12 protein-coding genes are annotated in these 13822 nt (G+C 42.2%); all 12 read left to right on the top strand.

Translation table 11 applies throughout. The features are described from left to right. Nucleotides 1-33 precede the first annotated feature (33 nt). The 12 genes from KZX55_RS05520 (at nucleotide 34) to KZX55_RS05465 (ending at nucleotide 13718) form a co-directional block, all read left to right on the top strand. Nucleotides 34-2679: an alpha-mannosidase gene (locus KZX55_RS05520; RefSeq protein WP_045617888.1), complete on the top strand. Its 2646-nt coding sequence runs from the start codon at nucleotides 34-36 to the stop codon at nucleotides 2677-2679. Between the two features lie 83 nt (nucleotides 2680-2762). After that, on the top strand, nucleotides 2763-3632 hold the full coding sequence (locus KZX55_RS05515) for an ROK family protein (RefSeq protein WP_045617887.1): 870 nt from the start codon (nucleotides 2763-2765) through the stop codon (nucleotides 3630-3632). After that, complete coding sequence (locus KZX55_RS05510; protein WP_045617886.1) at nucleotides 3626-5506, top strand: beta-N-acetylhexosaminidase; 1881 nt, start codon at nucleotides 3626-3628, stop codon at nucleotides 5504-5506. Before KZX55_RS05515 ends, KZX55_RS05510 begins: the two co-directional genes overlap by 7 nt. Before the next feature lie 112 nt (nucleotides 5507-5618). Then, on the top strand, nucleotides 5619-5966 hold the full coding sequence (locus tag KZX55_RS05505) for a hypothetical protein (protein ID WP_248025488.1): 348 nt from the start codon (nucleotides 5619-5621) through the stop codon (nucleotides 5964-5966). Nucleotides 5967-6032: 66 nt separating this feature from the next. Next, nucleotides 6033-6734, top strand: coding sequence for a DUF4767 domain-containing protein (locus tag KZX55_RS05500; RefSeq protein ID WP_248025687.1), 702 nt, complete (start codon nucleotides 6033-6035; stop codon nucleotides 6732-6734). A 209-nt stretch (nucleotides 6735-6943) separates the two neighbouring features. Then, on the top strand, nucleotides 6944-7873 hold the full coding sequence (locus tag KZX55_RS05495; RefSeq protein ID WP_000714584.1) for an ABC transporter permease: 930 nt from the start codon (nucleotides 6944-6946) through the stop codon (nucleotides 7871-7873). Nucleotides 7874-7886: 13 nt separating this feature from the next. Further along, nucleotides 7887-8810, top strand: coding sequence for a carbohydrate ABC transporter permease (locus KZX55_RS05490; protein WP_000818344.1), 924 nt, complete (start codon nucleotides 7887-7889; stop codon nucleotides 8808-8810). Between the two features lie 108 nt (nucleotides 8811-8918). Then, a complete protein-coding gene (locus KZX55_RS05485; protein WP_248025487.1) occupies nucleotides 8919-10403 on the top strand; it encodes an ABC transporter substrate-binding protein in 1485 nt (494 codons plus the stop codon). 160 nt (nucleotides 10404-10563) lie between these two features. After that, nucleotides 10564-11253 (top strand): CPBP family intramembrane glutamic endopeptidase, encoded by a 690-nt coding sequence (locus tag KZX55_RS05480; RefSeq protein WP_248025483.1) that lies wholly within the window; start codon nucleotides 10564-10566, stop codon nucleotides 11251-11253. 68 nt (nucleotides 11254-11321) lie between these two features. Beyond that, nucleotides 11322-11618 (top strand): bacteriocin immunity protein, encoded by a 297-nt coding sequence (locus tag KZX55_RS05475; RefSeq protein ID WP_248025478.1) that lies wholly within the window; start codon nucleotides 11322-11324, stop codon nucleotides 11616-11618. Between the two features lie 131 nt (nucleotides 11619-11749). After that, nucleotides 11750-12736, top strand: coding sequence for a rhodanese-related sulfurtransferase (locus KZX55_RS05470; RefSeq protein WP_001030012.1), 987 nt, complete (start codon nucleotides 11750-11752; stop codon nucleotides 12734-12736). Nucleotides 12737-12857: 121 nt separating this feature from the next. Next, complete coding sequence (locus KZX55_RS05465) at nucleotides 12858-13718, top strand: DUF4299 family protein (protein ID WP_248025477.1); 861 nt, start codon at nucleotides 12858-12860, stop codon at nucleotides 13716-13718. The last annotated feature ends 104 nt before the right edge of the window (nucleotides 13719-13822 follow it).

Here is a 13822-nt window from a genome sequence, read left to right as displayed (position 1 = left end):
ATAAAAATTTAAGTTAGAATGAGGTTTTACTTCATGGAAAATGTTGTTGTACATATTATCTCACATAGTCACTGGGACCGTGAGTGGTACTTACCTTTTGAAAGCCACCGTATGCAGTTGGTGGAATTGTTTGACAATCTCTTTGATCTCTTTGAAAATGACCCTGAGTTCAAGAGTTTCCACTTAGATGGACAAACGATTGTTCTCGATGACTATTTGGAAATTCGCCCTGAAAATCGCGACAAAGTCCAACGTTACATTGACGAAGGTAAACTCAAAATTGGTCCCTTTTACATCTTGCAGGATGACTACTTGATCTCAAGTGAAGCTAACGTCCGCAATACCTTGATTGGTCAAGCAGAATGTGCAAAATGGGGCAAATCAACCCAGATTGGTTACTTCCCAGATACCTTTGGAAATATGGGACAAGCGCCTCAAATCCTTCAAAAATCAGGCATTCACGTGGCAGCTTTTGGGCGTGGTGTCAAGCCGATTGGATTTGACAACCAAGTCCTCGAAGACGAGCAGTTCACTTCTCAGTTTTCAGAAATGTACTGGCAGGGTGCGGACGGCAGTCGTGTTATCGGTATCCTCTTTGCCAACTGGTACAGTAATGGGAATGAAATCCCAGTTGATAAGGACGAAGCCTTAGCCTTTTGGAAACAAAAACTGTCAGACGTGCGTGACTACGCTTCGACCAACCAATGGTTGATGATGAATGGCTGTGACCACCAGCCTGTACAGCGAAATCTGAGTGAAGCCATTCGTGTGGCCAATGAACTCTTCCCAGATGTGACTTTTGTTCATAGTTCTTTTGATGACTATGTCCGTGCAGTAGAAAGTGCTCTACCTGAGCAGTTATCAACGGTTACAGGTGAGTTGACCAGTCAAGAAACAGATGGTTGGTACACGCTTGCCAACACTTCCTCATCACGGATTTACCTTAAACAAGCCTTCCAAGAAAATAGCAACCTGCTAGAACAAGTGGTGGAGCCATTAACTGTCATCACTGGTGGGCACAACCATAAGGATCAGTTGACCTATGCTTGGAAAGTCCTTCTACAAAATGCACCACATGACAGTATCTGTGGCTGTAGCGTGGACGAGGTTCACCGTGAGATGGAAACCCGTTTTGCCAAGGTCAACCAAGTAGGAAACTTTGTTAAGAGCAATCTTCTTAACGAGTGGAAGGGCAAAATCGCTACAGCTAAGGCACAAAGTGATTATCTCTTTACTGTCATTAACACAGGCTTACATGATAAGGTTGATACGGTCAGCACAGTGATTGATGTGGCGACTTGTGATTTCAAAGAATTGCACCCAACAGAAGGCTATAAGAAGATGGCAGCCTTGACCTTGCCAAGCTACCGTGTGGAGGACTTGGATGGTCGTCCTGTAGAGGCTAAAATCGAAGACCTTGGAGCTAATTTTGAGTATGATTTACCAAAAGACAAGTTTCGCCAAGCTCGTATCGCTCGCCAAGTGCGCGTGACCATTCCTGTTCATCTAGCACCGCTTTCTTGGACAACCTTCCAATTGCTTGAAGGAGAACAAGAACACCGTGAGGGTATTTACCAAAACGGGGTGATTGATACACCATTTGTAACGGTGAGTGTGGATGACAATATCACAGTTTATGACAAGACAACTCACGAAGCCTATGAAGATTTTATCCGCTTCGAAGACCGTGGGGACATCGGAAATGAGTATATCTATTTCCAACCAAAAGGAACAGAGCCAATCTATGCAGAACTGAAAGGCTATGAGGTTTTGGAAAACACAGCTCGCTATGCTAAAATCTTGCTCAAACATGAATTGACCGTGCCTGTCAGTGCGGATGAAAAGCTAGAAGAAGAGCAAAGAGGTATCATCGAGTTTATGAAGCGTGAAGCTGGACGTTCAGAAGAGTTGACAACTATTTCTCTTGAAACTGAGATGACTGTCTTTGTTGACAATCCACAAATACGCTTTAAGACTCGCTTTACTAACACTGCCAAAGACCACCGTATCCGTCTCTTGGTTAAGACTCATAACACGCGTTCAAGCAATGATTCTGAAAGTATCTATGAAGTGGTGACACGACCAAACAAACCAGCAGCTTCATGGGAAAATCCTGAAAATCCTCAACACCAACAAGCCTTTGTCAGTCTATATGACGATGAAAAAGGTGTGACTGTATCCAACAAGGGATTGAATGAATACGAAATCCTTGGAGACGACACCATTGCCGTGACAATTTTGCGTGCATCAGGTGAGTTGGGTGACTGGGGTTACTTCCCAACACCAGAAGCACAATGCTTGCGTGAGTTTGAAGTCGAGTTTGCGCTTGAGTGCCACCAAGCCCAAGAACGCTTCTCAGCCTATCGTCGCGCTAAAGCCTTGCAGACACCATTTACTAGTCTTCAGCTTGCTAGACAGGAAGGAAGCGTGGCTGCGACTGGTAGCCTCTTGAATCATTCTGTTCTCAACATACCGCAAATCTGTCCAACAGCCTTTAAGGTAGCTGAAAATGAAGAAGGTTATGTTCTTCGCTACTACAATATGTGTAGTGAAAATGTACGTGTACCAGAAAGTCAACATCTCTTCCTTGACCTACTTGAACGACCATATCCAGTTCATAGAGGCCTCATTTCACCGCAAGAGATTCGTACAGAATTCATCAAAAAAGAAGAAATTTAAGTTCAAAAAGTAAACATAAAAAGAAAGGAGGGGCGAAAAGGTAAAAACTAACTGCTGATTCGCCCCTTTTTATGGTAAAAACAATGACCATTGCAACGATTGATATCGGAGGGACTGGGATTAAGTTTGCCAGTCTGACTCCTGATGGGAAAATACTAGATAAGATAAGTATCCCAACACCAGAAAACTTGGACGATTTACTAGCTTGGCTAGACCAACGCTTGTCAGAACAGGATTATAGCGGAATCGCTATGAGTGTTCCAGGTGCGGTCGATCAAGAGACAGGTGTGATTGATGGCTTCAGTGCCGTTCCCTACATCCATGGCTTTTCATGGTATGAGGCACTTAGCTCTTATCAGATTCCTGTTCATCTGGAAAATGATGCCAACTGCGTTGGACTCAGTGAATTACTAGCTCATCCAGAGCTTGAAAATGCAGCCTGTGTCGTGATTGGGACAGGGATTGGCGGAGCCATGATTATCAATGGCAGACTTCACCGAGGTCGCCACGGCCTGGGTGGTGAGTTTGGCTACATGACAACCCTCGCCCCTGCTGAAAAGCTCAACAACTGGTCGCAATTAGCGTCAACTGGCAACATGGTGCGATACGTGATTGAAGAATCTGGTCAGACTGACTGGGACGGTCGCAAGATTTACCAAGAAGCCGCAGCTGGGAATACCCTTTGCCAAGAAGCTATTGAGCGCATGAACCGCAATCTGGCGCAAGGCTTGCTCAATATCCAGTATCTCATCGATCCAGATGTCATCAGTCTGGGTGGCTCTATCAGTCAAAATCCAGATTTTATCAAAGGTGTCAAGAAGGCTGTAGATGACTTTGTCGAAAGCTACGAAGAATACACGGTCGCACCTGTCATCCAAGCCTGCACCTATCATGCAGATGCTAATCTCTACGGTGCCCTTGTCAACTGGTTACAGGAGGAAAATCAATGGTAACATTTACAGGACTTAGTCCCAAACAAGCGCAAGCATTAGAGTTGCTTAAAAAGCACATTTCCCTACCAGATGTAGAGGTAGCAGTCGCTCAGTCTGACCAAGCCTCTATCTCTATCAAGGGTGAGGGTGGTCACTATCAACTAACTTATCGCAAACTGCACCAACTGTATCGCGCCTTGTCCTTGTTGGCAACAGCTCTAGTAGAAGGTGATAAGGTAGAGATTGAAGAAAAGGCTGCTTACGAAGATTTGGCCTACATGGCTGACTGTTCGCGCAATGCAGTTTTGAATGTGGCTTCTGCTAAGCAGATGATTGAGGTCTTGGCTCTCATGGGCTACTCAACCTTTGAGCTCTACATGGAAGATACCTACCAGATTGAGGGGCAACCATACTTTGGTTACTTCCGTGGAGCCTATTCAGCCGAGGAGTTGCAGGAAATCGAAGCCCATGCCCAGCAGTTTGATATGATCTTTGTGCCCTGCATCCAGACCTTGGCTCACCTGTCGGCCTTTGTCAAATGGGGCGTTAAGGAAGTGCAAGAGCTCCGCGATGTAGAAGATATCCTCCTCATTGGCGAAGAAAAAGTTTATGACCTAATTGACGGCATGTTTGCGACGCTATCTAAACTTCAGACTCGCAAGGTCAATATCGGGATGGACGAAGCCCACTTGGTTGGTTTAGGTCGTTACTTAATTCTGAACGGTGTTGTGGACCGTAGTCTCCTTATGTGCCAACACTTGGAGCGCGTGCTGGACATCGCCGATAAGTATGGTTTCCACTGCCAGATGTGGAGCGATATGTTCTTTAAACTCATGTCGGCAGATGGGCAGTACGACCGTGATGTGGAAATTCCTGAGGAAACTCGTGTCTACCTAGATCGTCTCAAAGACCGTGTGACCTTGGTTTACTGGGATTATTACCAGGATAGCGAAGAAAAATACAACCGTAACTTCCGCAATCACCACAAGATTAGCCAAGATATCGCCTTTGCAGGCGGGGCTTGGAAATGGATCGGTTTTACGCCTCACAACCATTTCAGTCGTCTCATCGCTCTTGAGGCTAATAAAGCTTGTCGTGCCAATCAGATCAAAGAAGTCATCGTGACTGGTTGGGGAGATAATGGCGGTGAGACAGCTCAGTTTTCTATCCTACCAAGTTTGCAAATCTGGGCAGAACTCAGCTACTGCAATGACCTAGACCGTTTGTCTGCACACTTCAAAACCAATACAGGTCTTTCTGTTGAGGACTTTATGCAGATTGATCTAGCTAACCTCTTGCCAGACCTACCAGACAATCTCAGCGGGATCAATCCCAACCGCTATGCCTTTTATCAGGATATTCTCTGTCCGATTCTTGACAAGCACATGACACCTGAACAGGACAAACCTCACTTTGCGCATGCTGCGGAGACTCTTTCTGAAATCAAAGGAAAAGCAGGCATCTACGCCTATCTCTTTGAAACTCAGGCCCAGTTGAATGCTATTTTAAGTAGTAAGGTTGATGTAGGACGACGCATTCGTCAAGCTTACAAATCCGGTGACAAAGTCATCTTGCAGCAAATCGCCAGAGAAGAATTACCAAAACTCAGAAGTGAGATTGAAACTTTCCACAAACTCTTTAGCCACCAATGGTTGAAGGAAAACAAGGTCTTTGGTCTGGATACGGTCGATATCCGTATGGGCGGACTCTTACAAAGGATCAAGCGAGCAGAAAGTCGTATCGAGGCTTATCTGGCAGGTCAGATTGACCGCATCGACGAGCTGGAAGTGGAAATTCTGCCATTTACTGACTTTTACGCAGACAAGGATTTCGCAGCAACTACAGCTAACCAATGGCACACCATTGTGACCGCATCGACGATTTATACGACTTAGGCATTCATCACAAACAGTTAAGCATCTCCTTTTAAATACATGGAGATGTTTTTTGATTTGGAGATAGGGAAGGAGTATAATGAAGCTACGGAGACAGTTTGGAGGTATGACTATGAAAAAGCTACTACTAGTCCTAGGTGCGAGTGTGCTAGTTTTATCTGCCTGCCATAAAACGACAGAGGATAGAGCAACTAGTCCGGCAATACCAAGGGAGCAACAAACCAAGGAAACAACCAACTATTTTCACTATTTAGCAGATTCCTATCAAAAAGCTCTTTCGCACGAAAAAGAATCCAAGGCTGCAACTGTTCAATCACCGATGGCTGCCACAGTTGCAGCCATGGAAGAACTCCAGTTATCGAATCCGACTGATCAAACCTTGATTATGAAGAACTACTCAGATTTTCAGAAGCTAATCCAATACAACACCGAAAAGTGGGAAGAAGTGTTTGCAAGCTGAGCTTCTTCTAGGTGGCAGTCCTATCATAGACTAGAGCATAGAAACTTTGATGAAAAGAATGATCTCATCAAAAAATTAGAAACAACAACTGTCTCTCAGAAAAGTGTCAAATGGAATGTTTTTGGAGTATCGAGTGACAATGCCTATGATTACTTGGTTTTGGATGCCTACTATGACAATCAGGACAAACATTTCTACCTATTTACACTGAAGGATGGGCAAGCACAGGTCTTGTATACCGATAAGACACTGGAAACTATCCCTACTGCAAATTTTGAAGAGACTGAGAATACAGATTTAGCGCGACGTTTTAAGGAATTTCTATTAAAAACAAGTGTAACTACAGAGAGCGAGCCAGATACAGATAATAGTTCTTTAATAGACAAGATAAAAACAGCCATAGAATCCTATTCGGATAGTAAAGGTGAAAGATTTAAGTCAACTAACTTAGCAACATATGGTCACTACTATGGACTAGCAGTGCCAGACCAGATAATGCAATTTGGACAAGTAGATGGGGTGAATTATACTTTTAAATGGTATGGGTATAGTGCAGGTTCAGGTTCTGGGCGGTTTAAAATCCTAGCTTGCTATGTGAATGAAGCAGAGACAGAGGTGATTCTCTTTGGCTACAAGGATGGTAATCCTGCTCTTTTACACACCGAAGGAAGACCAGAGATTGATAAAAATCAATCAGGGGCTATCATAAATGCCCAGGTTCATTTTGTCGAGTTTCATCACCCAATATTAGAACAAGTTTTCAATTAGTAAAGAGGAAATACATTTATCGTATGCAGAGTGTTTCTCGTGAAACCTATTTTTTATAAAAAACTTCTCCACAAAAAATAATTTGTGGAGTTTTTTCTATAATTAGTAGTTTAACCTAGCCTTCAAATAGGAGTATACTAATAATGTAATCGTTATCAAACCTAAAAATTCGATGAAATCAGTTTTTAGGAATAAAAAGGGAGGAAATTATGAAAAAGTTTTCAAAGACCTTGAGAGATAACTGGATCTTTCTCTTGATGGTTTTACCAGGGGCACTCTGGTTGATTCTATTCTTTTACATTCCAGTATTTGGGAATGTGGTCGCCTTTAAAGACTACCATATGACCAGTAATGGTTTCATAGATAGTATTGTGAATAGTAAATGGGTCGGGTTAGATAATTTCAGATTCTTGTTTAGTTCAAAAGATGCCTTTATCATCACTCGTAATACCGTTCTCTACAATCTCGGCTTTATCTTTATCGGTTTGATTGTATCAGTAGGGATTGCCATTATCCTCAGCGAGCTTCGCTCTAAGAGAATGGTTAAGATTTTCCAAACGTCTATGTTGTTCCCTTACTTCCTGTCATGGGTTATCATCAGTTTCTTTACAGATGCCTTCCTAAACATTGACAAAGGGGTCTTCAACCATTTCCTAACATCCATTGGCATGAAGGAAGTCAACTTCTACGCTGACTTAGGCATTTGGCCCTACCTTCTCCTTTTCCTAGGTATTTGGAAAGGCTTTGGATATAGCAGTGTCATGTACTATGCGACAATCATGGGGATTGACCCAACCTACTACGAAGCAGCGACAGTGGACGGGGCTAGCAAGTGGCAACGCATTCGCAACGTAACTATTCCTCAGTTGACTCCACTTGTAACAGTTTTGACCATCCTTGCAGTCGGAAATATCTTCCGCGCAGACTTTGGTCTCTTCTATCAAATCCCACACAATGCTGGTCAGCTTTACAATGTAACCAACGTTTTGGATGTATATGTCTTTAATGGTTTGACTCAGACAGCAGATATCGGTATGGCTTCAGCAGCCGGTCTTTACCAATCCGTTGTCGGTTTGATTCTGGTTATCCTATCAAACTTGCTTGCAAGACGAGTCGATCCAAACTCAGCTTTGTTCTAGAAAGGAGGAGAATATGGCAGAAAAGAAAATTAAAAAAGAAAAAATCGATAATGTCGGCATTCACTCCTTCAGTAAGAAAGCAGATATCTTCTTTAGTATCATCTCTGGTTTGATCGCTCTTTCTTGTATCTTGCCCTTTATCTTCGTTATCATCATTTCGGTGACAGATGAAAAGAGCATCCTCCAGTATGGATATAGCTTTTTCCCTTCGAAATTTGGTGTAGATGGATTCCAGTTCCTAGCTCAGTTTAAAGATAAGATCCTCCAAGCGCTCTTTATCTCAGTTTTTGTAACTGTAGTCGGAACAGTGACCAACGTCTTCATCACAACCACTTATGCCTACGCCATCTCACGTACAACCTTTAAGTACCGCAGATTTTTCACAATCTTCGCTCTTCTTAGTATGTTGTTCAATGCTGGTTTGGTACCAGGCTATATTGTGGTCACTCGCCTGCTTCAACTTGGTGATACCGTTTGGGCCTTGATTGTTCCAATGCTTCTCTCACCATTCAACATCATTTTGATGCGTTCCTTCTTCAAGAAGACCATTCCAGAAGCCATTCTCGAATCTGCTCGTATCGATGGTGCCAGTGAAGCTCGGATCTTCTTCCAGATCTGTTTGCCCTTGTCACTTCCAGGTATCGCAACCATCACGCTTTTGACAGCTCTTGGTTTCTGGAACGACTGGTTCAACGCCCTTCTTTACATCAAGAGTGATAACTTGTATCCATTGCAATATTTGCTTATGCAAATCCAACAAAATATGGACTATATCGCAAAAGCAGTCGGTCTATCTGGCCAACTGGGAGTTGCTCTACCGAAAGAAACAGGTCGTATGGCCATGGTTGTTGTTGCAACCCTTCCAATCGCGATTCTGTATCCATTCTTCCAACGCTACTTTGTTAAAGGGTTGACGATCGGTGGTGTGAAAGAATAGCACTTGCTGAGAAACACCGTTTCTCCCTTCCCCACTTCATCTTAGTGATTGAAGTTACAAATCATTAAATTGTTTATAAGTTTAAAAACAAAAAAAGGAGTTTTTATCATGAAAAACTGGAAAAAATATGCTTTTGCATCTGCTAGCGTAGTCGCTTTGGCTGCTGGTCTTGCTGCTTGTGGAAACCTTACAGGTAACAACAAAAAAGCTGCAGATACTACTTCAGGTGAAAAACCTGTAATCAAAATGTACCAAATCGGTGACAAACCAGACAACTTGGATGAATTGCTAGAAAATGCAAACAAAATCATCGAAGAAAAAGTCGGTGCTAAATTGGATATCCAATACCTTGGATGGGGTGACTATGATAAGAAAATGTCTGTTATCACATCATCTGGTGAAAACTATGATATCGCATTTGCATCTAACTATGTCGTAAATGCTCAAAAAGGTGCTTACGCTGACTTGACTGATTTGTACAAGAAAGAAGGAGCAGAGCTTTACAAAGCACTTGACCCAGCTTACATCAAAGGGAACACTGTAAACGGTAAGATCTATGCAGTACCAGTTGCAGCTAACGTTGCATCATCTCAAAACTTTGCCTTCAACGGAACTCTTCTTGCTAAATACGGTATCGATATTTCAGGTGTAACTTCATACGAAACACTTGAGCCAGTCTTGAAACAAATCAAAGAAAAAGCTCCAGACGTAGTACCATTTGCGGTTACGAAGAACTTTATCCCATCTGATAACTTTGACTACCCAGTACCAAACGGACTTCCATTTGTTATCGATCTTGAAGGAGACACTACTAAGATTGTAAACCGTTACGAAGTACCTCGTTTCAAAGAACACTTGAAGACTCTTCACAAATTCTATGAAGAAGGATACATTCCAAAAGACGTAGCAACAAGCGACACTTCATTTGACCTTCAACAAGATACTTGGTTCGTTCGTGAAGAAACAGTAGGACCAGCTGACTACGGTAACAGCTTGCTTTCACGTGTTGCTAACAAAGACATCCAAATCAAACCAATCACTAACTTTATCAAGAAAAATCAAACAACACAAGTTGCCAACTTTGTTATCTCAAACAACTCTAAGAACAAAGAAAAATCAATGGAAGTGTTGAACCTCTTGAACACTAACCCAGAACTCTTGAACGGTCTTGTTTACGGTCCAGAAGGCAAGAACTGGGAAAAAGTTGAAGGTAAAGAAAACCGTGTACGCGTTCTTGATGGCTATAAAGGAAATACTCACATGTCAGGTTGGAACACAGGTAACAACTGGATCCTTTACATCAACGAAAACGTTACAGACCAACAAATCGAAGATTCTAAGAAACAATTGGCAGAAGCCAAAGAATCTCCAGCGCTTGGATTTATCTTTAACACTGACAGTGTCAAATCTGAAATTTCAGCAATTTCTAACACAATGCAACAATTCGATACAGCTATCAACACTGGTACTGTAGACCCAGATAAAGCTATTCCAGAATTGATGGAAAAATTGAAATCTGAAGGTGCCTACGAAAAAGTATTGAACGAAATGCAAAAACAATACGACGAATTCTTGAAAAATAAAAAATCATAAGCTCGATTGATTTCGTGTATTCATTCCTAATTCCTAAAAATGTGATAACTGCCTTCCTTAGTTTTCTAGGGGAGGTAGTGATTTTTAGGATGTAAAAATGAAAAGAGTAGTTCTGAGGGTTTATGCGATGTGATACACATACATCTATAGGGGATTTATTATGAAAAAATATCGTCTTCTTTTCAAAATGAGTGCTGTCTTCTCTTACCTATTTTTCGTATTTGGCCTTTCCCAGCTGACGCTTATTGTCCAAAACTATTGGCAATTTTCTTCCCAGATTGGCAATTTCTTCTGGATTCAAAATATCTTAAGTCTGCTATTTATCGGAGTCATGATTTGGATTCTGATTAAGACAGGGCACGGTTATCTCTTTCGTATTCCAAGAAAAAAATGGCTTTGGTATTCGATTTTGACAGTATTAGTGGTAGTGCTCCAGATCTCTTTTAACGTTCAGACAGCTAAACATGTCCAGTCAACTGCTGAAGGTTGGGCTGTATTGATTGGTTATAGTGGGACTAACTTTGCAGAGCTAAGTATCTATATAGCCCTGTTCTTTTTGGGGCCGCTGATGGAAGAGTTAATCTATAGAGGATTACTGCAACACGCCTTTTTTAAAGATTCGAGATGTGGTCTTGATTTGCTTCTCCCTTCTATTTTATTTGCTCTCCCTCATTTTTCAAGCCTTCCTAGTCTGTTAGATATCTTCGTCTTTGCAACATCTGGAATCATTTTTGCTGGTTTGACCCGTTATACCAAGAGCATTTATCCTTCCTATGCGGTGCATGTAATCAATAATATTGTAGCGACCTTGCCATTTTTGCTGACTTTTTTACATAGGGTGTTTGGGTAAAATATTGGCTGGAGAGTTAGGGATTATATTTTTTTAATTTATAAGCGAATTTCAGGAGGAAAATGAGAATGACACCATTAAAATGGTTTGCTGGAGGAAGTGAAAGACGTTGTAAAGCGATGACCATCATTGATCATCTATTGGAAGATATAAAGGCTGCGCCTCAACTTGCTCCCCTGAAAAATCAGTTAGTGATTTATAAAAAACGATTAAAGGACGATGGAACCTCTACTCCATTTATTCTGAGCCAAATGAATGTTGACATCTCACGTGTGTTGATTGATAACAAGCTAAGTTTGTCAGAAAGTCAAGCTAAGCAAGTCAAAAAATTGAGAGAATTATCTGCGATTCGCTATGGTTACTGATGAAGTGCAGGGGTAGGACTCTTTCTACAATTTCCGGTCAAATAAATTGCATTCGTTTTCCCAAGTGGGTATACTAGTATAGTTGAATGAAAAATTCTGAAAATTTAAGAATAGAAAAGAGAACAAATCTTATGGCAAAAGATATTCGTGTCTTACTTTACTACCTTTATACTCCAATTGAAAACGCAGAGCAATTTGCGGCAGATCACTTGGCTTTCTGTAAATCAATCGGCCTCAAAGGCCGTATCCTAGTCGCTGACGAGGGAATTAACGGAACCGTTTCAGGTGATTACGAAACAACTCAAAAATACATGGACTACGTTCACAGCCTCCCAGGAATGGAAGACCTCTGGTTCAAGATTGACGAAGAAAATGAACAAGCCTTCAAGAAGATGTTTGTTCGCTACAAGAAAGAAATTGTCCACCTTGGTTTGGAAGACAACGACTTTGACAACGACATCAACCCACTTGAAACAACAGGTGCTTACTTGTCTCCAAAAGAGTTCAAAGAAGCCCTTCTTGACGAAGATACCGTTGTCCTTGACACACGTAACGATTATGAGTACGACCTAGGACACTTCCGTGGGGCTATCCGCCCAGACATCCGCAACTTCCGTGAGTTGCCACAATGGGTTCGCGATAACAAGGAAAAATTCATGGACAAGCGTGTCGTGGTTTACTGTACAGGTGGCGTTCGCTGTGAGAAATTCTCAGGCTGGATGGTCCGTGAAGGCTACAAAGATGTCGGTCAATTGCACGGAGGAATCGCAACTTACGGTAAAGACCCAGAAGTCCAAGGCGAGCTTTGGGATGGGAAAATGTACGTCTTTGACGAGCGTATCGCAGTCGATGTCAACCATGTCAACCCAACCATCGTAGGGAAAGACTGGTTTGATGGAACACCATGTGAACGTTATGTCAACTGTGGAAATCCCTTCTGTAACCGTCGTATCTTGACATCAGAAGAAAATGAAGACAAGTACCTTCGTGGATGCTCACACGAGTGCCGTGTTCACCCACGCAACCGCTATGTTTCAGAAAATGAATTGACACAAGCAGAAGTAATCGAGCGCCTAGCTGCTATCGGTGAAAGCTTGGATCAAGTCGCTACTGTATAACATCAAACAGTCCTTAGGGGCTGTTTTTCTATGCTTTTTATCTAAAAATCTAAAATTTGTTTCTGTATCTTTCAGGAAAATAGGGTATACTATGTGTAAACGATTTCAAAGGAGGCCAGTTATGGCGAAAACATTTTTTATTCCAAACAAACAGAGCATTTTAGGAGAACAGGGAATTTTGACTGCCAAGTCCATCCTGGCCTTGGTGGAGGGCTTGGAGTCACACAGTTATGATGCGGTCTATCTCCGTCAGCCCCTCAATCGTCTCGAGTATATCGAGTGTGGGATTGTAGGTCAGTCGCAATTTCTCTTCAAGGTGAACTATGCGGATAGTCGAAAAGGCTATCAAGTAGTGATTCCAGACTTCCTTACTAGAGCGGACTGGGAGATTGTAGAAGCTCTCCTCCAAGCCCTATCAAGCAAGTTGGGGCAAGTGGCAGAAGGGCTAGAAGGATTTGACTTTGAAGCTTATTTCCGACAAACAGTCAAGCATTATCTAGCGGATAAGGCGGCTCGTCTGGTATACTGCCAAGGACTCTTGTCCCCTATCTATCTCAACAAGGAATACCTCGAGAGCTTTTTGGCTGAGGATGGATTGGCACGTTTTGAAGAGCTAGTCAAGAAGGTTCAAGGATCTGATGCCTACCTTGCCAGTGTGAAATTTTACCCAGACGCCCAAGGCAAGGTACACGGTATCTATCACCTAGCCCAGGGAGTCAAGACGATTTTACCAAAGGAACCCTTTGTACCAGCTCCTTATACCGAGCAGCTGGCAGGCAAGGAGCTTATTTGGGAGATTGACCTAGTGACGATTTCTGGTGATGGCTCAAAAGCAGAAGACTATGAAGCCATCGCTCGCTTGGATTATGCAAGATTCCTAGAGTCATTACCAACAGCATTTTACCAGCAATTAGATGCTAATCAATTAGAGGTACAAGCCATCCTAGAACAAGATTTTGAAGGATTGGCACAAGAAAAGTAAAGCAGGTTAACGTCTATTTAGCGTGCGAAAGATAGTTTAGCCTTGTTAGGTTTTGTAATATGAAATTTCAAAAATTGCTTAGTTTAATAAAAAGCAGTATAATA

It is taken from the genome of Streptococcus halitosis (assembly GCF_023147855.1).
GTDB classification, from domain to species: Bacteria; Bacillota; Bacilli; order Lactobacillales; family Streptococcaceae; genus Streptococcus; species Streptococcus halitosis_B.
Note: the sequence above shows the minus strand (reverse complement) of the source record. Positions and strands in the feature narration are given on the sequence as shown.